The organism is Streptomyces sp. NPDC051576 (assembly GCF_040681835.1).
Classification (GTDB): Bacteria; Actinomycetota; Actinomycetes; order Streptomycetales; family Streptomycetaceae; genus Streptomyces.
In genome coordinates, this window is sequence record NZ_JBFAZO010000002.1 from 209849 (window position 1) to 230190 (window position 20342).

The 20342-nt window shown below is 71.7% G+C and carries 18 protein-coding genes and 1 pseudogene; 11 read left to right on the forward strand and 8 right to left on the reverse strand.

The window, feature by feature from the left end; genetic code table 11:
- Window positions 1-10: 10 nt before the first annotated feature.
- The 3 genes and pseudogenes from AB0M63_RS06870 to AB0M63_RS06880 all read right to left on the reverse strand — a co-directional run bounded on the left by AB0M63_RS06870 (window position 11) and on the right by AB0M63_RS06880 (window position 4790).
- Window positions 11-1132, reverse strand: coding sequence for a hypothetical protein (locus AB0M63_RS06870; RefSeq protein WP_366019005.1), 1122 nt, complete (start codon window positions 1130-1132; stop codon window positions 11-13).
- Window positions 1133-2407: 1275 nt separating this feature from the next.
- A pseudogene (locus tag AB0M63_RS06875) lies at window positions 2408-3136 on the reverse strand (serine/threonine-protein kinase); the annotation flags it as partial.
- A 130-nt stretch (window positions 3137-3266) separates the two neighbouring features.
- On the reverse strand, window positions 3267-4790 hold the full coding sequence (locus AB0M63_RS06880) for an IucA/IucC family protein (RefSeq protein ID WP_366018658.1): 1524 nt from the start codon (window positions 4788-4790) through the stop codon (window positions 3267-3269).
- A gap of 91 nt (window positions 4791-4881) precedes the next feature.
- On the opposite strand from AB0M63_RS06880, the gene AB0M63_RS06885 reads away from it, so the two are divergent.
- The 3 genes from AB0M63_RS06885 to AB0M63_RS06895 are packed head-to-tail and all read left to right on the forward strand — an operon-like array spanning window position 4882 to window position 8480.
- Window positions 4882-6396, forward strand: a complete 1515-nt coding sequence (locus AB0M63_RS06885) for an IucA/IucC family siderophore biosynthesis protein (protein WP_366018659.1) — start codon at window positions 4882-4884, stop codon at window positions 6394-6396.
- A 9-nt stretch (window positions 6397-6405) separates the two neighbouring features.
- A complete protein-coding gene (locus AB0M63_RS06890) occupies window positions 6406-7671 on the forward strand; it encodes a VWA domain-containing protein (RefSeq protein WP_366018660.1) in 1266 nt (421 codons plus the stop codon).
- The gene (locus AB0M63_RS06895) at window positions 7671-8480 is read left to right on the forward strand and encodes a hypothetical protein (RefSeq protein ID WP_366018661.1); all 810 of its coding nucleotides are present in this window, start codon (window positions 7671-7673) and stop codon (window positions 8478-8480) included. Before AB0M63_RS06890 ends, AB0M63_RS06895 begins: the two co-directional genes overlap by 1 nt.
- Window positions 8481-8551: 71 nt before the next feature.
- On the opposite strand, the gene AB0M63_RS06900 is transcribed toward AB0M63_RS06895, so the two are convergent.
- Complete coding sequence (locus tag AB0M63_RS06900) at window positions 8552-9181, reverse strand: helix-turn-helix domain-containing protein (protein WP_366018662.1); 630 nt, start codon at window positions 9179-9181, stop codon at window positions 8552-8554.
- A gap of 88 nt (window positions 9182-9269) precedes the next feature.
- On the opposite strand from AB0M63_RS06900, the gene AB0M63_RS06905 reads away from it, so the two are divergent.
- From AB0M63_RS06905 to AB0M63_RS06925, 5 genes are all read left to right on the forward strand, one after another.
- Window positions 9270-10478, forward strand: a complete 1209-nt coding sequence (locus AB0M63_RS06905) for a pyridoxal phosphate-dependent aminotransferase (RefSeq protein WP_366018663.1) — start codon at window positions 9270-9272, stop codon at window positions 10476-10478.
- Window position 10479: 1 nt separating this feature from the next.
- Window positions 10480-11013 (forward strand): HAD domain-containing protein, encoded by a 534-nt coding sequence (locus AB0M63_RS06910; protein WP_355907038.1) that lies wholly within the window; start codon window positions 10480-10482, stop codon window positions 11011-11013.
- A gap of 3 nt (window positions 11014-11016) precedes the next feature.
- On the forward strand, window positions 11017-11616 hold the full coding sequence (locus AB0M63_RS06915; RefSeq protein ID WP_355907041.1) for a histidine phosphatase family protein: 600 nt from the start codon (window positions 11017-11019) through the stop codon (window positions 11614-11616).
- A gap of 72 nt (window positions 11617-11688) precedes the next feature.
- Window positions 11689-12315: a hypothetical protein gene (locus AB0M63_RS06920; protein ID WP_366018664.1), complete on the forward strand. Its 627-nt coding sequence runs from the start codon at window positions 11689-11691 to the stop codon at window positions 12313-12315.
- Window positions 12316-12370: 55 nt separating this feature from the next.
- Window positions 12371-12793 carry a thioesterase family protein gene (locus AB0M63_RS06925; RefSeq protein WP_355907047.1) on the forward strand — a complete coding sequence of 141 codons (423 nt, stop codon included), beginning with the start codon at window positions 12371-12373 and terminating at the stop codon, window positions 12791-12793.
- 8 nt (window positions 12794-12801) lie between these two features.
- On the opposite strand, the gene AB0M63_RS06930 is transcribed toward AB0M63_RS06925, so the two are convergent.
- A complete protein-coding gene (locus AB0M63_RS06930) occupies window positions 12802-13191 on the reverse strand; it encodes a helix-turn-helix domain-containing protein (protein ID WP_366018665.1) in 390 nt (129 codons plus the stop codon).
- A gap of 101 nt (window positions 13192-13292) precedes the next feature.
- On the opposite strand from AB0M63_RS06930, the gene AB0M63_RS06935 reads away from it, so the two are divergent.
- A complete protein-coding gene (locus AB0M63_RS06935) occupies window positions 13293-14726 on the forward strand; it encodes an MFS transporter (RefSeq protein WP_366018666.1) in 1434 nt (477 codons plus the stop codon).
- An 8-nt stretch (window positions 14727-14734) separates the two neighbouring features.
- Here AB0M63_RS06935 and AB0M63_RS06940 read toward each other — a convergent pair whose 3' ends face one another.
- The gene (locus AB0M63_RS06940; RefSeq protein WP_366018667.1) at window positions 14735-15589 is read right to left on the reverse strand and encodes an NAD(P)H-binding protein; all 855 of its coding nucleotides are present in this window, start codon (window positions 15587-15589) and stop codon (window positions 14735-14737) included.
- Between the two features lie 96 nt (window positions 15590-15685).
- Between AB0M63_RS06940 and AB0M63_RS06945 the strand changes: the two genes are divergently transcribed.
- Together AB0M63_RS06945 and AB0M63_RS06950 are read left to right on the forward strand one after the other, a co-directional pair.
- Window positions 15686-16492 carry a helix-turn-helix domain-containing protein gene (locus tag AB0M63_RS06945; RefSeq protein WP_366018668.1) on the forward strand — a complete coding sequence of 269 codons (807 nt, stop codon included), beginning with the start codon at window positions 15686-15688 and terminating at the stop codon, window positions 16490-16492.
- A 94-nt stretch (window positions 16493-16586) separates the two neighbouring features.
- A complete protein-coding gene (locus AB0M63_RS06950; RefSeq protein ID WP_366018669.1) occupies window positions 16587-17402 on the forward strand; it encodes a chitosanase in 816 nt (271 codons plus the stop codon).
- On the opposite strand, the gene AB0M63_RS06955 is transcribed toward AB0M63_RS06950, so the two are convergent.
- Together AB0M63_RS06955 and AB0M63_RS06960 are read right to left on the reverse strand one after the other, a co-directional pair.
- Complete coding sequence (locus AB0M63_RS06955) at window positions 17387-18751, reverse strand: nucleobase:cation symporter-2 family protein (protein WP_366018670.1); 1365 nt, start codon at window positions 18749-18751, stop codon at window positions 17387-17389. The genes AB0M63_RS06950 and AB0M63_RS06955 overlap by 16 nt on opposite strands.
- Window positions 18752-18957: 206 nt before the next feature.
- A complete protein-coding gene (locus AB0M63_RS06960; RefSeq protein WP_366018671.1) occupies window positions 18958-20337 on the reverse strand; it encodes an 8-oxoguanine deaminase in 1380 nt (459 codons plus the stop codon).
- Window positions 20338-20342: the final 5 nt, after the last annotated feature.

Sequence of the window (20342 nt, forward strand, 5' to 3'; positions counted from 1 at the left end):
GCGGCGCGGTTCAGCGCCAGGAGGGGTGGCCCTCCGGGATGCTGCCGGTGGTGAGCCTGCGGGCGCCCGTGCCGTCCGCGCGGACGGCCCAGATCGCCGGCTGGTCGAAGGGCCCTCGGACGTACGCCACCCACGTGCCGTGCGGTGACCAGACCGGGTCCATCTCCTGGGCGGCCGTCTGCACGAGAGTCCTGTCGTCGGTGCCGTCCGCCTTCACGATGTGGATGTCTCCGCCTGTCGCGATGCCAGGTGCCCCCGCCGTGTAGGCGAAGGAGCGGCCGTCCGGGGACCAGACGGGGTCGAGCGCCCGCCGGGACTGGTGGGTCACCTGCCGGGGTTCCGCGCCCGGCCGCGACGGATCGACGACGTGGATCTGCCAGCCGGACGTCTTCTGGATGCACACGGCGATGTGCTTGCCGTCGGGGGACCACGCCGGGTCCTCCACCTTCGCGGAACCGGTGGTCACTTGCTGCGCGGAGCCGTCCGAGACGGTCACGACGAACAGTTGCTGCACGCCGTCGTCGTCCCGGCGCAGCACGGCCAGCCGCTTCCCGTCCGGCGACCAGGAGACCCGGCCGCCCGAGATCGCGGCGATCCGCCGGACACCGGAGCCGTCCGCGTTCGCCGTCCACACGGCCGACCCCTGCGCGGTCTTGCGGGTGAACGCGAACGACTTGTGGTCCGGAGACCACTGCGGCAGCGCGTCACAGGTCCCGTCGATGAGCTGCTTCGGGTCGTCCGTGGTGGAGTCCCGCCGACCGATCACGCTGTGACACGTCGACGACCCGGGGTCCGTGTCCATCCGCACCAGCAGCGGGGCGTTCGGAAACGCGGCGGGCGTCGACCGCGGGGGCGAGGACGAGGACGCCCCAGCACCGGCGCCGGTGTCGTCCCCGCCGGAACCGGTCCAGGGATGCCACACCAGCACCCCTGCGGTGGCAGCCGCGACCAGCAGCGCCGCTACGGCGACGGTCCCACGGCGCCGTCGCCGGGCCGGCCCGCCGTTCGTAGGTCCGGCACCGCCTACCGGCCCGGAGCCACCGTGCGGCGGGACGGGGGCGCGAGAGTAGTCCGGCGCAGGCCCGAAACCGGGGTTCGGCAACGACCGGACGGTCCGGGGATGGGAGGTCACGGCCGGCTCATCGGCAGGCGTCGGCGGGGCGGGTGCCACCGGCGGCCACGCGTCGACGGTCGGCAGGCCGGGCACCCTGGGCCGCAGGTCCTGGTCGGCAGCGGAAACCGACCACGCCCCGATCACGGGCTCACTCGACACCACCGGCTCCCGATCGACAGCGGTGACCGGCCGCTCCCCGACCACAGGTTCACCGGAGACCACCGGCTCCCGATCGACAGCCGTGGCAGGCCGGTCCCCGAACGCCGACTCACCCGACACCACCGCCCCCGGGCCGACAACCTCGCCCGACCGGTCCCCGACTACCGGCCCAGTGGACCCCACCCGTCCCGGATCAACAGCGGCACCCGACCACTCGCCGGCCACCGGCTCACTCGACGACACCGGCCCTCGATCGGCAGCCGTGGCCGGCCACTCCCCGACCTCCGGCCCAGCGGAAATCCCCCGCCCCGGATCAACAGCAGCACCCGACCACTCGCCGACCACCGGCTCACTCGACGACACCGGCCCTCGATCGGCAGCCGTGGCCGGCCACTCCCCGACCTCCGGCCCAGCGGACACCTGCCCCGGATCGACAGCCCCGATCGGCCCCTGTCCGACCACCGACTCACCCGACGCCACCGGCCCCCGATCAACACCCGCTCCCGGCCGCGCCCCAACCTCCGGCCCAGCGGAAATCCCCCGCCCCGGATCAACAGCAGCACCCGACCACTCGCCGACCACCGACTCACCCGAGGACACCGCCTCCGGATCGACAGTCGCACCCGACCGGCCTCCGACTAGAGGACCAGCAGCCACCCCCGGCCCCAGATCAGCACCCCCGAACGCCGGCTCACCCGATGACACCGCCTCGGGATCGGCAGCCCCGCCCGTCCGACCCCCAACCACAGGCTCACCCGACGCTCCCCGGCCGGCATCAACAGCCCCGCCCAACCCCTCCCCAACGACCGGCTCACCCGAAGACACCGGCCCGCGATCAACACCCGCACCCGGCCACCCCTCAACCACAGGCCCACCCGACACCCCCCGCCCCGGATCAGCGCCCCCGAACACCCCCTCCCCACCACCCCGCGGCGCGGAAAGCCCCGTACGCGGATCAGCAGGCGCCCCCGCCGAGCGTTCCCCCGCCGCGAAGTACGCCCCCGAGACCTGGCTCCGTACCAGCGCCGTAGCCTCCGCAGGCAACCAAACATCCGACAGCCGCTCGACCGTAAGGTGATCAAGAAGTTCCAACGGCCCAGGCCGATCACGCGGATCCTTGGCCAGACAAGCCGCGACCAGCCCCCGCAACCGCCCAGGCACGCCCGTGAGATCCGGCTGTTCGTGGACAACCCGGTAGGGCCACGCGGGCGAGCCGCCCTCGCCGAAGGGGGCGCTGCCCGCCGCCTGGCAGAGGACCACGCCAAGGGCGAACAGGTCGACGGCCGGCGTGAGCGTGCCGCCGGTGAGTTGTTCCGGGGAGAGGAAGCCGAGGGTGCCGATCTGGAAGCCGGTCTGAGTGAGGGCCGTTCCGTCGAGGGCTCGGGCGATGCCGAAGTCGATGACCCGGGGGCCGTCCTCCGCGACGATGATGTTGGCGGGCTTCAGGTCGCGGTGGATGACCCCGGCCTGGTGGATCGCGGCCAGCGCCTCGGCGAGACCGGCGGCCAGGACGGTGAGGGTACCCACCGGAAGGGGGCCCACCTGGTCGAGCAGGACCTGAAGAGTGGGTCCGGGTACGTACGCCGTCACCAGCCAGGCCGGCTCGCCCTCCGGATCGGCGTCCACTACCGGCGCGGTGTGGAACCCACCGACGCGGCGGGCCGCGGCGACCTCGTCCGCGAACCTGCGCCGGAAGCCCGGTTCCGTGCTCAGTTCGGGCCGTACGACCTTGACGGCCACCGCCCGCCCCGACCGCGACCGGCCGAAGTAGACAACCCCCATCCCGCCTTGGCCGAGCCGTCCGACCAGCCGGTATCTGCCCTCCCCGACGGAGGCTGGATCACCCGCTTGGAGCGGCTTCATGACTCCCCCGTCCCACCTCTCCGGCCCCCGTCGCCGTCGAGCGGCCTTGATCAGCCGCGAGGCTCCCCAATTCCGGCCACCAGTCTAGATGTTCCGCTCATGACGTCACCGGGTCCGGAACGGTTCCCCTTCACCCCGCGAGCGGGTTCGGCACCGGCAGATAGCGGGCGTCCGCGCCGTCCGCCCCGGTCCAGCGCAGCAGCAGGTTGGTCTTGCCGGGCAGGGTGGGCGAGGCGAGGAGCGCGGCGATCTCGGGGAGGTCGGTCCGGCGGGCCAGTTCGGCGCGGACGGCGGGCCACGGGTCCAGGCCGAGGTGGCGCTCGGCGAGGACTCCGGCGATCTCGACGAGGTGGTTGACGACCAGGCAGTACACCAGCCGCTCCCACCCGGCGGCCCGCTCCACGTCGGTCAGCAGCTTCACGCCCTCCGCGTCCCGGTACAGCGCCTGCGCGGGCGTCCCGTCCGCGTCGACGGCGACCAGGGTGTTCTGAAGATGCGCTTCGAGTACGACGCCGTGGTCGGCGTAGGCGGCGAGCGCGGGCGGTACGACCTGGCGCAGATACGCCTCCCACCAGGCCACCGGGTCGGCCGTGGCGTCGAGCGGGTTGCCCTCGAAGCCCTCGACCAGGCCCGCGGCGAGCAGCGGGGTCGTGCCGGGCAGGACGTGGTCGCGCAGGCCGTCACGGACGAGGACGGCGAGTTCCTCGAAGGCGAAGTCGGCGGTGCGGTACCCGCGGTCGGCGAGCCAGGCCGCCGGGCCGCCCATCGCGGCGAAGGCGTCCCGGGCGGCGGTGTCGGTGCGCCGGAGTTTCAGCAGGTCGTGGCGCCAGAGCCGGCGTACGTCGTTGGTGATGCGGACGTCGAGGCTGAACTTCACGAACAGGTCGTCCCCGGACGGGAGGTCGGGAAGGTACACCGTGCGGATCGCGGCCGTCGGCCACACCTCGGTCGCGGTGGTGCCGAGCCGGATCAGTCGCCCGTCCGCGAAGGCGCCCGCGAGGTCGTCGCCCACGAGGTCGAGCTGCCAGGGGTGGGCGGGCAGCAGCCGGTACCCGGGCGGGGCCGGGGCGAGGGCGTCCAGGGCCGAGGTGTCGCCCTCCTCCACGACCGCGTCCTCGCGCAGCCCCAGCAGCACCAGCGGGAAACGGGCGTACGCCTCCGGGGCGTAGGGCAGCCAGCCCGCGACGGGGCCGCCGCCGCGTGCCTTGGGCGCGGGGTGGTAGGGATGGCCGGTGATCAAGGACTGTTCGGAGCGGAGATACGGGTCGTCGGGCGCCGGTGTGCGCTCGCGCGCGGTGAGCAGCGCGGCGACCGCGTCGCGGCTGTCCGTCATCTCGGCGGGGAGTTCGTGGTTGGAGACGCCGGTGTGCCGGGTCAGTTCCTCGGCGACGAGTTTCACGAGTTCGGCGTGGTCGACGGGCTGCCAGTCGCCGCCCGCGTACACCTCGGGACCGGCGGGCCGCCGTTCGCCGCGCACCCGTAGCAGCCGATCGCTTCCCGGCAGCCGGTACACCCGCCGCTCCCCCGCCTCGGAGAGCGGCAGGGCCACCTCCCGGAGCAGACAGTTGAGCAGGGGCGCGGCCGCGTACGCGTCGGCGCGTTCCGCCACGTCGTCCCCGTCGTCGCCCGGGGGTGTGAAGTCGACGCGATCCATTCGTTCCCCAAGTCCGTGTCCTGCGATCGCGATCAGTATGTCTCTCGTCGTCACCGACCCTGACGCCCCGTCCGCACCCGAGGAGTCGACCGTGGACCGTCCCCCGAACCCCGAGGCCGAGGTCGCCGAGGAACTCGCCGCCGTACGGCCCGACCTCCTGCAACGGTACGCGGCCGAGCTGCCCGGCGCCCGGGCAGCGGTGCTCACCCGGCTGTGGCGGGCGCTCGCCCATGAGCCGCTGCCATGGATCACCGGCCGGGCGCCGGGCCTGTCGCTACGGCTCTCCGACGGGCGGACCCTGCACGGCCCGCCCGCCGATCCGTACGCGACCCACGCGTACGTCACCGTCGTCCACCTCGACGGCGCTGCCTACGACGATCCGGCGCGGCTGATGGCCGACCTCGCCGTACCGCACGGGACCGCCTTCGCGGCCGAACTCGGGCACAGCGTGGCCTCGTTGGCGCTCTCGCGGGCCAACCAGCCCGCCCCCACGGACGAGTGGCCGACACATGACTGGGAGTGGGAGCAGCGGATCGTCGACGGGCATCCCTTCCACCCAAACTGCCGTTCCCGGCCCGGGTTCTCGGTGGCCGAGCAGCTCGCGTACGGGCCCGAGCACCGGCCGGTGGTGGCGCTCGGTTCGGTGCCGGTGCGGGCGGACGAGTGTCTGCTGACCGGCGACTGGCCGGACGAACTGCGGGACGCGGGACGGCTGTTGATCCCGGTGCACCCCTGGCAGGCGGCCCATGTGCTGAAGCGGGCGGGGGACGGTCCGGTGGACGCGCGTCCGCTGATGTCGCTGCGCACGCTGGCCCTGGCAGACGGCACCCATGTCAAGACCGCGCTGAGCGCCCGGCTGACGTCCTCGGTGCGGGACATCTCGGTCTACTCGATCGGCCTGTCGGCGGTGCTGTCGTCGTTCGGGGAGACCCTGGCCGCGCGCTCGGAGGGCCTGTTGCACGTCACCCGCACGCTGGGCGCCGCCACCGCCGACTCACCCGATCTCGCCGCCGTGCTGCGGGAGTCGCCGCAGACGTACGCGGACACGGAAGCGGGCGAGCGGGTCCTGCCGGTGGCCGCCCTCGCGGCCACCGGCCTGCCCCGATCGCCCGCCTGGCTGGCCGAGTTCACGCGCCTGGCCCTCGTCGTCGGTCTGCGTCTGCTGGAGTCCGGTGTGGCCCTTGAGGCCCACGGTCAGAACCTGCTGGTGGTGCTCGATGGGACGGGTTCCCCGGTACGCCTGGTCTACCGCGATCTCGCCGACATCAGGGTGAGCCCGAAGCGCCTTGCCCGGCACGGGATCCCGGTGCCGGAGCTGAGCGGCCGTATCGTCACGGACGACGAAGTGACCCTGCGCCGCAAGCTGTTCGGCTCGCTGGTCGCGGGCGCGCTCGCGGACGCGGCGGGTTCGGGTACGGCACTCAGGGCGGCGCTGGCGGCCGTCGTACCGGATCTGCCGCGGACGCCGGACCTGGTCGCCCTGCTCGAACAGCCGCTGCCGACCAAGGCGTTGACACTGATGCGGCTGTCGCCGGAGCTGCCCGGGGACCAGTGGACCGCGCTGCCCAACCCGCTCGTTTTGGAGCCCGGTCCATCTGATCAATAGGATCCGGCGATGATCACAAGACAACGGCTGGCGGCGGGGATCTGCGCCCTGCTCGCCACCCTCACGGCCGGGGTCGCCTTCCCGGCCGGAGCGGTCGCCGACGAGACGGACTCCGCGGCCTCCCCCAAGGTCGAACTCGTGCTGGACGTCAGCGGTTCCATGAGCGCCAAGGACATCGACGGCGGCTCCCGGATGGCCGCGGCGAAGCAGGCGTTCAACGAGGTGCTCGACGCGACACCCGAGGAAGTGCAGCTAGGCATCCGCACGTTGGGCGCCAACTACCACGGCGACGACCGCAAGACGGGCTGCAAGGACACCGCGCAGCTCTACCCGGTGGGCACCCTGGACCGCACCGAGGCCAAGACCGCGGTCGCGACGCTCACGCCCACCGGCTGGACGCCGATCGGGCCCGCGCTGCTGAAGGCCGCCGACGACCTCGACGGCGGTGACGGCACCCGCCGTATCGTCCTGATCAGCGACGGCGAGGACACCTGCCAGCCGCTGGACCCGTGCGAGGTGGCCCGCGAGATCGCGGCCAAGGGCGTCGGCCTGACCATCGACACGCTGGGTCTGGTGCCGGACGCCAAGACCCGCGACCAGCTCAGCTGCATCGCGGACGCGACCGGCGGGACGTACACCTCGGTGCAGCACAAGGAGGAACTCTCCGACCGGGTGGGCCAGTTGGTGGACCGGGCCGCCGACCCGGTGGCCACTCCGGTCGCCACCGAGGGCGCGAGCCAGTGCTCCAGCGCCCCGACCCTCAAGTCCGGTCTGTACACGGACCGGGAGGAGTTCGGCAAGCAGCGCTGGTACAAGGTGGACGTCAACCCCGGTCAGGAACTGCGTACTTCGGTGAGCGTGGGCGCGGACCGCGAAGTGAACCCGGACTACGGGGTGTTGCTGCGGGCGGTCACCGTGCACGGCCGTGAGATCGTGCGCGGCGAGGGCACCGGCAACGGACGTACCGATGTCGTCTCGACCGGGCTGCGCTACCCGAAGGCCGAGAGCGACGACGACAACGCCCCGGCCGAGACCGTGTGTCTCCAGGTCACCAACTCCTTCTCGGCGGCCTCCGGGGTGAAGACCACGCCCGGCCTTCCCCTCGAACTGACCGTGGACGTCGTGGACGCGCCCAGCAAGGCGAGCGACGTGGCCTCCTTCGGCCTCGGCCGCGGCTGGTGGCTCCTCGGCGCACTGGTGCTGACCGGCTTCGTGGCGGGTCTGCTCTGGGGCTGGGTGTCACGCTGGCGGGTCGCGGTCTGGAGGACCAACTGATGCGGATCACACGTGTGTTGAGCACCGCCCTGCTCATGGCCGGGCTGGCCGCGGCACCCGCGGCGGCGGACTCGTCCCCGTCCGCGAGCCCCTCCGACGACGGCTCGGCGCCCACCCAGGCGGGCACCTCCTTCCGTACGGCGACGGAGCTGGACCAGGGTCAGCAGGCCACCGCGAGCGGCTCCACGGGTGACTACCTGTACTGGTCGTTCGCCGCGGACGCCGGGCAGCGCCCCACCGTCAAGGCGACGGTGAAGCTGCCGGACACGCACGCCGGGGAGACCTGGCAGCTCGACGTGTACGACGGGCTGCGGCGCCGCCAGGCCTGCCAGTACGGGGCCGCGACGCGCACCGCCGCGCAGGACGCGACCTCCCTGGACCTGGCCTGCACGCTGCGTACCGTCCGTGCCTGGTCGGAGACCTGGGCCAACGACCCGCTGCCGGGCACGTACTACGTACGGCTGACGGTCGTGGACCTCCAGTCCTCGGACCTGGGCCAGCCGGTCAGCACCGAGGTGCGGGTGGACTCCAAGGACATCGGCGGTGCGGCGGCGGTGGACGGTTCGCTGGCACAGCCGCTGACGCCGGGGATCGCGGTCAAGTCGACCTCGGACGAGGACAGTTCGTCGTCCACGTCGGCCGCGCTGTCGAGCATCGAGCCCGACGGCGGCTGGTCGTCCGGCTGGTGGTCCGACCGCTGGGTGTGGACCGGCGTGGGCGGTGTACTGGCCGCGCTCGCGGGGATCGGCGGATACGCGCTGACGCGCGGGTCGGGACGGCCCCGGCGCGCGACGCCGCCCGGCATGTGACGCCACCCGGCATGTGACGTTCCCTCAGAAGGCCCGCCCCCGGCGGGCCTTCTGTCATGAGGGGCCCAGTCTCACGCCTCCCGCAGCGCCTTCGCGAGCGTGCCGTCACCGCTCACCTCGATGCGTCCGGCGCGCACCCCCTCGGCAACGCTCAACTCCCCCTGGGCGACGGCCGTGCACGTCTCTACACCGAGCACCAGCCGGGCATCGGGCTCGACAGGAGCGGGCCCCTCCCCGTAGACCGCACCCTCCTCCCCCTCCCCCACCCTGAGGTGGAACTCCCCCTCCTCCAGGCGGACTTCGACGAGCCCCTCGCCTTCCAGCGCGCGCAGCAGCGGCAGCGCGAACCAGTGGGCGCGCACCGCGTCGGTCGGCCGCCGCTCCCCCAGCTCGGGCGCGCCCCAGGTGCCGAGGGCCTGAAGGACTGGGAGCAACTCCCGCCCCCGGCCGGTGAGTTCGTAGACGTAGGCGGCGCCGGGGGGAGGCAGTCGCCGCCGTGTCGTCAGCCCATCCCGCTCCATGTCCTTCAGCCGTGAGGCGAGTACATCCGTGCTGACACCCGGCAGATCGGCGTGCAGATCCGTGTAGCGGCGCGGGCCGGCGAGGAGTTCGCGGACGATCAGCAGGGTCCAGCGGTCGCCGACGAGGTCGAGCGCCCGGGCCGCGGAACAGTACTGGTCGTAGCTTCGGCGAGGTGACATGCGACGCAGTCTAGACATGTTGTTGGACTTTCCAAGCTCACACTTGGTAAAACCAAGCAACACACGAACCCGAAGGGGCGAGGGCGCAATGGAGTTCCGGCAGTCGAGCAAGCTCAGCGAGGTCTGTTACGAGATCCGCGGCCCGGTGATCGAGCACGCCAACGCGCTGGAGGAGGCAGGCCACAGCGTCCTGCGCCTGAACACCGGCAACCCCGCGCTCTTCGGCTTCGAGGCGCCCGAGGAGATCATCCAGGACATGATCCGGATGCTCCCCCAGGCGCACGGCTACACGGACTCGCGCGGCATCCTCTCCGCCCGCCGCGCGGTCGCCCAGCGCTACCAGACCCTGGGCCTGGAGGTCGACGTCGACGACGTGTTCCTCGGGAACGGCGTCTCCGAGCTGGTCTCCATGGCCGTACAGGCGCTGCTGGAGGACGGCGACGAAATCCTGATCCCCGCCCCGGACTTCCCGCTCTGGACGGCGGTGACCACCCTCGGCGGCGGCAAGGCGGTGCACTACCTCTGCGACGAACAGGCCGACTGGTACCCGGACTTGGAGGACATGGCGGCGAAGATCACCGACCGCACCAGGGCCGTCGTCATCATCAACCCGAACAACCCCACCGGCGCGGTCTACCCCAAGGAGATCGTCGAGGGCATCCTCGACCTCGCCCGCCGGCACGGCCTGTTGGTCTTCGCCGACGAGATCTACGACCAGATCCTCTATGACGACGCCGTGCACCACTCGGCCGCCGCGCTCGCCCCCGACCTGGTCGTCCTCACCTTCTGCGGCCTGTCGAAGACGTACCGGGTGGCCGGCTTCCGCTCGGGCTGGCTGGTGGTGACCGGCCCCAAGCAGCACGCGAAGAGCTACCTGGAGGGCCTGACGATGCTGGCCTCCATGCGGCTGTGCCCCAACGCGCCCGCGCAGTACGCCATCCAGGCCGCGCTCGGCGGCCGGCAGTCCATCCGCGACCTGACCGTGCCCGGCGGCCGGCTGTACGAACAGCGCGACGTGGTGTGGGAGAAGCTCAACGAGATCCCCGGGGTGTCCTGCGTGAAGCCGAAGGGCGCGCTGTACGCGTTCCCCCGGCTCGACCCCAAGGTGCACAGGATCCACGACGACGAGAAGTTCGTCCTGGACCTGCTGCTCCGGGAGAAGATCCAGGTGGTCCAGGGCACCGGCTTCAACTGGCCCACCCCCGACCACTTCCGCATCCTCACGCTGCCGTACGCGGACGACCTGGAGGCGGCCATCGGGCGGATCGGACGGTTCCTCGGCGGGTATCGCCAATGACATGACCGACCGACCCCTGCTGCTCCTCGACGTCGACGGCCCCCTCAACCCGTACGGCGCCCGGTTCCTGCGCCATCGCGGCTATGTCACCCACCGGCTGTGGCCGGCGAACTGGTCGGCCCGGCAGGCGCCGGGCTCCCGGCGGCTGCGGCGCGGCCTGCGGGTGCGGCTGCACCCCGGGCACGGGGAGCGGATACGCGCGCTGCCGTACGAGCTCGCCTGGGCCACCACCTGGATGCACCAGGCCAACGAGATGATCGCGCCGGTCATCGGGCTGCCCGGCGACCTGCCGGTGATCGAGTTCACCGACCTGTTCGCCAAGGACCCGGACGGCCTCTACTGGAAGACCCGGCAGATCGTGGCCTGGGCGGCCGGGCGCCCCTTCGTCTGGGTCGACGACCTGGTCACCGACCTGGACGTACGGCACGTCGAGGAGCACCACGACGGATCGGCGCTGCTGCTCAAGGTGGACCCGCGCCGGGGTCTGCGGGCGGCCGATTTCGCGACGCTGGAGCACTGGGCCCATAGCCTGTGAGGTATGGGTGATCTTTTCCTCGTACGGCACGGAGAGACCGAATGGTCCCGGTCGGGGCGGCACACCGGCTGGACCGATGTCCCGCTGACCGAGAAGGGGCGCGAGGAGGCCCGCGGCCTGGTGCCGCTGATCCGCTCGCACCGGGTCGGCGCCGCCTTCGTCAGCCCCCTGCAGCGGGCGCGGGAGACCGCCGAGCTGATCGGCCTGTCGGACGCACGGATCGACGTGGATCTGCGGGAGTGGGACTACGGCGGCTACGAGGGGATCACGACCGTCGAGATCCAGCGCACCCGGCCGGGCTGGTTCCTGTTCACCGACGGGGTCGCGCCCGGGCCGCCCGAGCATCCCGGGGAGAGCGCGGAGCAGGTGGGTGAGCGCGCGGACCGCGTGCTGGCCAAGGTGGACGCGGCGCTCGCGAACACCGAGGGCGTGGTCGTCCTGGTGGCGCACGGCCATTTCCTACGGGTCCTCACCGCCCGGCGGCTCGGGCTGCCCGCGTCGGACGGGGCGCTGTTCCAGCTCGCGACGGGGACGCTGTGCCGACTGGGCACGGAGCACGGCCGGCCGGTGATCGCCGCGTGGAATGTCAGACCTCCGTCGTAGCCTTCGAATGAGCCGTCCCACAGCCGTCGACCAGCCGTCGGCTCAGCATCGACTCGTCGGGAGGAGCACGCCGTGACACGACCGCCGACCGCCGCGCAGCGGCGTGTCATCGACGCCGCCGACCCGGTCACCGGGCGGCTGCGGGGTACGGATGCGCAGCTCGCCGCGCTCGTGACGCGGGGGCTCGCGTTCCGGCACCCGCGCCCACCGCACGACCACTTCCTGACGCCGGCGGGGCATCGCATACGGGAGTCCGCGCCGGAGGTTCTCGAGCCCGCCGCGGAAGCCCCCGCGAGCGCCGGGGTGTTCACCGCCCGGATCGGCGGCGAGGACCTGCCGGACGCCGGTCCGGCCCGCACCCGTGAGGTGCACAGCGCCTGGCAGGGGCTGCTGGAGCTGCGCCGGATGACCAATCCGGACGGTTCCGTGGACCGGCCGTGCGGCTGGGAGCGTACGCATCTGGTGCGGGCCGCCGCGCTCGCCCTGGAGGCGGCCGGGCACCGGCCCGCCGGACGGGACACGGAGGGCTACCGGGTGCGTACGACCCCGCAGCCGGAGGCGGTCGCCGTGCGTACTCCGGACGAGGAGTCGTTGCGTGCCTGCGCGGGGACCCTGGAGCGGGCGGGCTGGCAGGTGAGCGAGCACAAGGAGCCGCGTACGGCGGCGAGTTATCTGCTGGCCTCGCCGCGGCGGACCTGAGGGACATGCCAAGATCGGTCGGGCAGATCGTGCGTCAGTGCGAGAAGGGAACGCAGTGAGCGAGCCGTTTTCCGTCCCGGTGACCGTCCGCGGATACGAGACCGACAGCCAGGGGCACCTCAATCAGAGCGTGTATCTGCAGTACGCGGAGCATGCCCGCTGGACCCTGTTGCAAGCGGCGGGGGTGGGCCAGGCCGAGTTGCTCGCCCAGCGGATCGGGCCCGTCGCCCTGGAGACGACCATCCGCTATCTGCGCGAACTGCGCGCGGGTGACGAGGTCGAGGTGAACTGTACGTTCGAGTGGGGCGAGGGCAAGACGTTCCGGATCCTGCAGACGATCACCAAGACGGACGGCACGGTCTCCGCGGAGGTCGCGTCGGTCGGCGGCCTCCTGGACCTCGAAAAGCGCCGGCTCATCGCCAACCCCCGTGAGTTCTTCGAGCAGTTGACCACGGACCCGGGCCTGTTCGGACTCTGACCGGCGGCCTACTCCACCCCGCGCTCCATGTCATAGGCCGCGCGGGACTCGGCGATGTGCACCCGGTTGCGTTCGGCCCAGTCCGTCAGCCGTAGCAACGTCTCGTGCAACTCCTCGGCCACCGGGGTGAGTTCGTACTCGACCTTCGGTGGCACCGTCGGATACACGGTGCGGGTGATGAGTCCGTCGCGCTCCAGGTTGCGCAGGGTGAGGGTGAGCATGCGGCGGCTGATGCCCTCGATGCCGCGCTCCAACTCGGTGAAGCGGATGGGTCCGTGGGCCGCGGCGACCAGGATCTGCACGCTCCATTTGCCGGCGACCCTGTCAAGAACCTCACGGACCGGACAGGCGTGCGCGTTCACGACCTGGGCGGTAACACCGGTGTTCCCCTGGGACATCCAAGTGCCTCCTTACGACGGCCTCCATGGTTCCCCACGATGGTCCCCGTTACAAGTCGTGCGCCTATGCGCCCAACGGAGAACCCTGGAGGTCACCGGCCATGCCCACCCTTTGCGACCTTTCCGAGTCGCCGCCGCGAGAGCTGGGACGAACGTACTCCCGCTGGGCGTCCCTGGCCGTCCTGTGCGCGGGAACGCTGATGACGATCCTGGACGGCAACATCGTCACGGTCGCCATGCCGGCGATCCGGAGCGACCTCGGCTTCTCGGGGCCGGGGCTCGCCTGGGTCGTCAACGCCTATCTGATCCCCTTCGGCGGACTGCTCCTCCTTGTCGGCCGGCTGGGCGATCTGGTGGGCCGCAAGCGGATGTTCACGGCGGGACTGGCCGTGTTCACCGCCGCGTCCGTGCTGTGCGGGATCTCGACCGGACAGGGCACTCTGATCGCGGCCCGGGCCGTGCAGGGCGTCGGCGGGGCGATGGCCTCGGCGGTCGTCCTGGGAATGTTGGTGTCCCTCTTCCCCGAGCCGCGTGAACAGGCCCGCGCCATCGCGGTGTTCAGCGCGGTCGGCGCCGGGGGCGGTGCGCTCGGCACGTTTCTCGGCGGGGCGCTGACCCAGGCCCTCGGCTGGCACTGGATCTTCCTGATCAACCTGCCGATCGGGATCGTGGCCTGGCTCGCCGCCGTCCGCGTCCTCGCCCCCGAGCAGGGCGCCGGGCTCGGCGGAGGTGCCGACTATCCCGGAGCCGCGCTGATCACCGGAGCACTGATGCTCACGGTCTACGTCATCGTCGGCACCGGCGACCGCCCACTCACCACCACTCTGTCCCTGGCCGCACTCGCCCTGGCCCTGTTCACGGCGTTCACCGTCCGCCAGGCCCGGGCCGCCCGCCCGCTGCTGCGCCTGAGACTGTTCCGCTCCCGCCTCCTGACCGGGGCGAACGCCGTGCAGATCCTGATGATCGGCGCGATGTTCGGCTTCCAGTTCATCGGCGCGCTGTACGTCCAACGCGTGCTGGGCTTCAGCGAGTTGCTCACCGGTACGGCGTTCCTGCCCGCGCCGGTCGTGATCGGCGTCCTGATGCTGGGCCTGTCGGCACGGACCATCGGCCGCTTCGGCGCCTATCGGGTACTGCTGGCCGGACTGGTCCTCATCGTCGCCGGGATGGCCCTGCTGGGCCGCGCCCCGGCCGACGGCTCCTACGTCACCGACGTCCTGCCGCCCCTGCTCCTGCTGGCCACCGGGTTCGCCGCCGCGATGCCCGCGCTGACCGGGCTCGCCATGTCGGGGGCACGGGAGGAGGACGCGGGACTGGCCTCCGGGCTCTTCAACACCACGCAGGTGGTGGGGGGTTCGCTGGGTCTTGCGGTGCTGTCGACACTGGCGGCGGGGCGGACCGAGGGGCTGCTCGACCGGGGCGCGGAGTTGATACCGTCCACTGCGGCGGGGTACCAACTCGCGTTCCGTACCGGAGCGTTGATCGCGGCGGGTGCACTGGTCCTGGCGGCGACGGCACTGCGGAGCCGCGACTGACGCCCGCGTCAGGCCTCCGCGAACATCTCCTTGTGGCCCTCGGCCCACTCCCGGTAGGTCCGCGCCGGGCGCCCCAGTACCTCCGGTACGTCATCGGTGACGACCTCGTTGCCGCCGCCCCTGACGTACGCCCTGCTGATCTCGGAGGCGTCGATGAACGTGTCGCTGAAACCGAGCCCGAGCAGATACTCACGCGCCTCGGCCTTGGACAGGTCCCGCACCTCGACCGGGTGCTCAAGCACCCCGGCAAGGACGGCGGCCTGGTCCGGCACGCTGAGCACCTCCGGGCCGGTCAGGGTGTACGTCCGCCCCGTGTGGCCGGCGTCGAGCAGGGCGGCCACCGCCACCTCGGACACGTCACGCGGGTCGACCACTCCTTGGCCGCCGGTGCCACTCGTGTTCGGGATCGCGCTGCCCGTCCGGACGGATGCCGCCCAGCCCAGTGTGTTGGAGGCGAAGGCCGAAGGACGCAGGATCGTCCACTCCAACCCGCTGTCCCGCACGGCCTGTTCACCGGCCATGTGCCAGGTGCCGACCGGCCCCACGGCCGGGTCGCCGGTGCCGATTCCGGAGAGCTTCACGATCCGGCGCACTCCGGCGGCCCGTGCCGCCGCGACCAGGCCCCGGTCGTTCTCCGCGTCGTCGGGCCCGAACACGCCCACCAGGAAGGCGACTTCGACGTCGGTCAGCGCCGCGTCCACGGAAGTCCGGTCGGCGTGGTGGCCCCGCGCCGTCTCGACTCCCGAGGGGACACGGGCCTGTTCGGGGTCCCGGGTCAGGGCGCGCACCTTCTCACCGCGCGCCACGAGCTGTCGTACGACTTCACTGCCGATGGTGCCCGTGGCACCCGTCACTAGGATCATGACCACAACGGTGGGCGGGGAAGGGGCCTCGGCTCTAGGAAATTCCGGCACGTTCCGGGGGCGGGTACGGCCCGGCGGCGCGCTTACCGTGGAGGGGTGACCAACGCCGACGTGTCCGAACAGGAGCTGACCCTGCCGGACGGACTGCGCCCCTGGATCACGCGCATCGCCGAACTGAGCGTGAGCAGCCTCCCGATGGAGCCGTTCGTCCACCTCCCGGACGCGGACACGAAGCTGGTCGTGCGCGTCGAGGGGAACGGCCGCCGCAGCGTTCTCGTCGTCGGACCGCGGGTCCGGGCCACCTACCACGCGGCCAAACTCCTCGTGTCCTGCGTGGAGTTGCGGCTGGCGCCGGGCACGACGCGGCCGTTGCTGGGTGTTCCGGCGCTCGACCTCGTCGGCCGGGCCGTGCCCCTGGGCGACCTGCCGGGTCGGGCCGCCCGGCAACTGGCCGTCGAGATACGGGACTTGGAGTCCGAGGCGGCGGTGGCCCGGCTCGCGGAGGTGCTCCCCGAGCGGCTGGCCACCGCGGCGGACTCCTCCCGCACCGGACTCGTACGGGCCGGCGTCGACGCGATGTCGATCCGCACCGGCCACCTCCCCGGCCCGGTGCCCGACGTGGCCCGTGAACTCGCCGTCAGTGAACGCCAGTTGCGCAACCTGTTCGCCGAGGGGGTCGGCCTCTCCCCCAAGCACTACGCCCGCATCAACCGGGTCCGTGCGGTCGTGGCCCACGCCACCGAACTCTCCTGGGCCGAACTCGCCGCCGTCACCGGCTACTACGACCAGTCGCACATGACGTCCGACTTCCGCGCCCTGATGGGCGTCCCGCCCCGCTCGTACTTCACGGGACGACTCCCGGAGGCCATGCCCTGCCGGGCCCCGCAGGGGAACTCACAGTGACTTCCTAACGCCACCCCACGGCTTTCCCAAGTTGACGAGCGAGTCTCGGCTGCCTTTCACAGTTGCCGTGTACCGTGCCCGCCTTGGAGTCGACGTGCCGATCTTCCGAAGAAAAGCCGCCCGCCGCACCCTGCTCGCCGCCCTGGGAACCGCCGCGGTCGCGAGTCAGTGGCCGTCCGCCGAGGCCTCGACGGCGGGTGCGGCGGGGCTCGATGCCCCGGCGAAGAAGGATCTCGCGATGCGGCTGGTGTCGAGCGCGGAGAACTCCTCGCTGGACTGGGAGGCGCAGTACGCGTACATCGAGGACATCGGCGACGGCCGCGGCTACACCGGCGGGATCATCGGGTTCTGCTCCGGTACGAGCGACATGCTGGCGCTCGTCGAGCTGTACACGAAGCGGGCGCCGGGCAACGCGCTCGCCCGCTATCTGCCCGCGCTGCGCGCCGTGAACGGCACCGCCTCGCACAAGGGGCTGGCCCCGGGATTCCCCGCCGCCTGGCGGAAGGCGGCGAAGACGTCCGCGTTCCGCACCGCGCAGCGTGACGAACGGGACCGCGGCTACTTCGATCCGGCCGTGGCGCGCGCCAAGAAGGACGGGGTGCGCACGCTCGGCCAGTTCATCTACTACGACGCGATGGTGATGCACGGCCCCGGCACGGACCCGGTCTCCTTCGGCGGCATCCGCGCCCGGGCCCGCCGGCACGCGGCCACGCCTACCGACGGCGGCAGCGAGACGACGTATCTCAACGCCTTCCTCGACGCCCGGGTCTGGGCGATGAAGCAGGAGGCGGCGCACAGCGACGTGTCCCGGGTCGAGACGGCCCAGCGGGTGTTTCTGCGGAAGGGCAACCTCGACCTGGACACACCGCTCAGGTGGAAGGTGTACGGGGACAGTTACGAGATCGGCTGACCGGCGAGGGGTACGGCTTCGGTCGTATCCCTGACCTGTTCGCGGGCCCTGCCCAGATGGTTGAAGACCAGGTTCAGCGCCACCGCGGCGACGCAGCCCGTGGAGATCCCCGAGTCGAGGACGATCTTCGCGGTCTGCGGGAACGCGTGGTAGAGGTCCGGCGCCGCGATCGGGATGATGCCGACGGCCAGGGAGACCGCCACGATGAGGACGTTGTCGCCCTTCTCCAGGCCCGCCCTGACGAGCGTCTGGATGCCGCTCGCGGCGACCGAGCCGAACAGGACGACGCCCGCTCCGCCCAGCACCGGGCGCGGTACGACGGCGATGAGCGAGGCGGCCATCGGGCACAGGCCCATCAGGACGAGGAAGCCGCCGCCGGTGGCGACGACGTACCGGCTGCGGATGCGGGTCATGGCGACCAGGCCGATGTTCTGTGCGAAGGCGCTGCACATGAAGCCGTTGAAGAGGGGGCTCAGGGCCGAGCCGAGGGTGTCGGCGCGCAGGCCCGCGGTGATGGTCGCCTCGTCGGCGGGGCGTTCGACGATCTCGCCCAACGCCAGCATGTCAGCGGTGGATTCGGTCATCGAGACGACCATGACCACGATCATCGACATGATGGCGGCGAGCTGGAACTGCGGTGCGCCGAAGTGGAACGGGGTCGGGAAGCCGATCACGTCCGCGTCCGTCACCGGGCCGAAGTCGGCGGCGCCGAACGGGATCGCGACGAGGGTGCCGATCACCAGGCCGAGCAGGACGGCGATCTGTTTGACGAAGCCGTCGGTGAACCGGCGGATGAGCAGAACGACGACGAGCGTCGCCGCCGCCAGACCGAGGTTGGTCATCGAACCGTAGTCGTGCGCCGCCGGGTCGGGCCCCTGCGCCCAGCCGAAGGCCACGGGCAGCAGGGACAGGCCTATGAGGGTGATCACCGTGCCGGTGACGACCGGTGGGAAGAAGCGGACCGCCCTGCTGAAGTAGGGGGCGGCGAGGAAGCCGAGGAGTCCGGCGACGATCACCGCGCCGAAGATGATGGGCAGCGCGTCGGACTTGTCCTTGGTGGAGGCCACGACGGCGGTCATCGGGGCCACGCCGGCGAAGGTGACGCCGTTGACGAAGGGCAGTCGGGCGCCGATCTTCCAGATGCCCAGGGTCTGCAGGAAGGTGGCGAGGCCCGCGGTGAAGAGGCAGGCGCCGGTGAGGAAGGTGAGTTCGGTGCCGGAGAGGCCGATGGCCGCCCCGACGATCAGCGGCGGGGCGACGACACCCGCGTACATGGCGGCCACGTGTTGCAGGCCCGTGGTGGCCATCTTGAGTGCGGGGAGTTTCTCGTCGACGGGGTGGGTGATCACGGCGGCTCCTCCGGGCGGGTAACACGTCGGCTCTGACGTGGGTTTCAGGAGGTGGTGCGCGGTCGTGCGGGACCGGGGGAACGGAGCCCAACAAGGGGAATGGGCAGGGCCGTTCCGGGGCGCGCACGTTCATGCGCGCCCCGGCCACAGCCACCGGTCGAGGGCCGTCCCCCTCAACCGGAGATCTTCAACTTCTGCTCAACTGCTCAGCCCTGCGCGGCGATTTGTGCCAGCCGCCGAGCCTCCTCCCGCGTGGAGCGGGCGATCGCGTCCTCGTCGACGCGCAACAGCCGGTTGTTCTCGACGATCTGACGGCCGTTCACGAAGGAGGCGGTGACGGGGGCCGCGGCGCCGAAGACCAGCGCGGTCACCGGGTCGGCGATCGATGCGTGCGCGAGGGTGTCCAGGTTCCACAGCACCAGGTCGGCCAGCTTGCCCGGCTCCAGGGAGCCGATCTCGGCTGCCCGGCCCAGGACTTGGGCGCCGCCATAGGTCCCGAGGCGCAGGGCCTGGCGGGCGTTGAGAGCCGCTTCCCGGTGGGCGCCGAGGCGGTTGATGAGGAGCGCGTTGCGCAGTTCGGTGTGGAGTTCGCCGGACTCGTTGGAGGCGGTGCCGTCGACGCCGAGGCCGACCGGGACGCCGGCGGCGAGCATGTCGGGGACGCGGGCGATACCGGCCGCGAGCCGGGCGTTGGACGAGGGACAGTGGGCGACACCGGTCTTCGTCCGGGCGAAGGCGGCGATGTCGGAGTCGTTCATGTGGACGCAGTGCGCCATCCACACGTCCTCGCCGAGCCAGCCGGTGGACTCGAAGTAGTCGGTCGGGCCCATGCCGAACAGCTCCTTGCAGAACTGCTCCTCCTCGACCGTCTCCGAGCCGTGCGTGTGCAGCCGTACGCCGAGCCGACGGGCCGACTCGGCGCCCTGCCGCAGCAGTTCGGTGGAGACGGAGAACGGTGAGCAGGGAGCCACGGCCACCTGGGTCATCGCGTCGAAGGAGGCGTCGTGGTGCTCGCGTACCGTCGCCTCGGTCGCGGCGAGGGCACCGTCGAGGGTCTCGACGGCGAAGTCCGGGGGCAGTCCGCCGTCCTTCTCGCTGCGGTCCATGGAGCCCCGGGCCAGCGTGAAGCGGACGCCCATCTCGCGGGCGGCGCCGATGATGGCACCGGAGAGGTCGCCGGAGCCCTTCGGGAACACGTAGTGGTGGTCCATCGCGGTGGTCACGCCACCACGGGCCATCATCGCGAGGGAACCCTGCGCGGCGGCCCTGACCATCGGCTCGTCGATGCGCGCCCAGGTCGGGTATAGCGCGACGAGCCAGTCGAAGAGGTTGTGGTCGGTGGCCAGACCCCGGGTGATCCACTGGTAAAAGTGGTGGTGGGTGTTGACCAGGCCGGGGGTCACCAGATGGCCCGAGGCGTCGATACGGCGTACGACGTTCTCCAGGCCCTCGGGCGCCGGGCCCGCGCCGAGCGACTCGATGCGGTTGCCGGCGACGACCACGTACCCGTGTGCGTACTCGGTGTCGGCGGCGTCGACGGTCGCGATGGAACAGTTCTCGATGACGATGCGCTGAGCTGTTGTCATGGTGG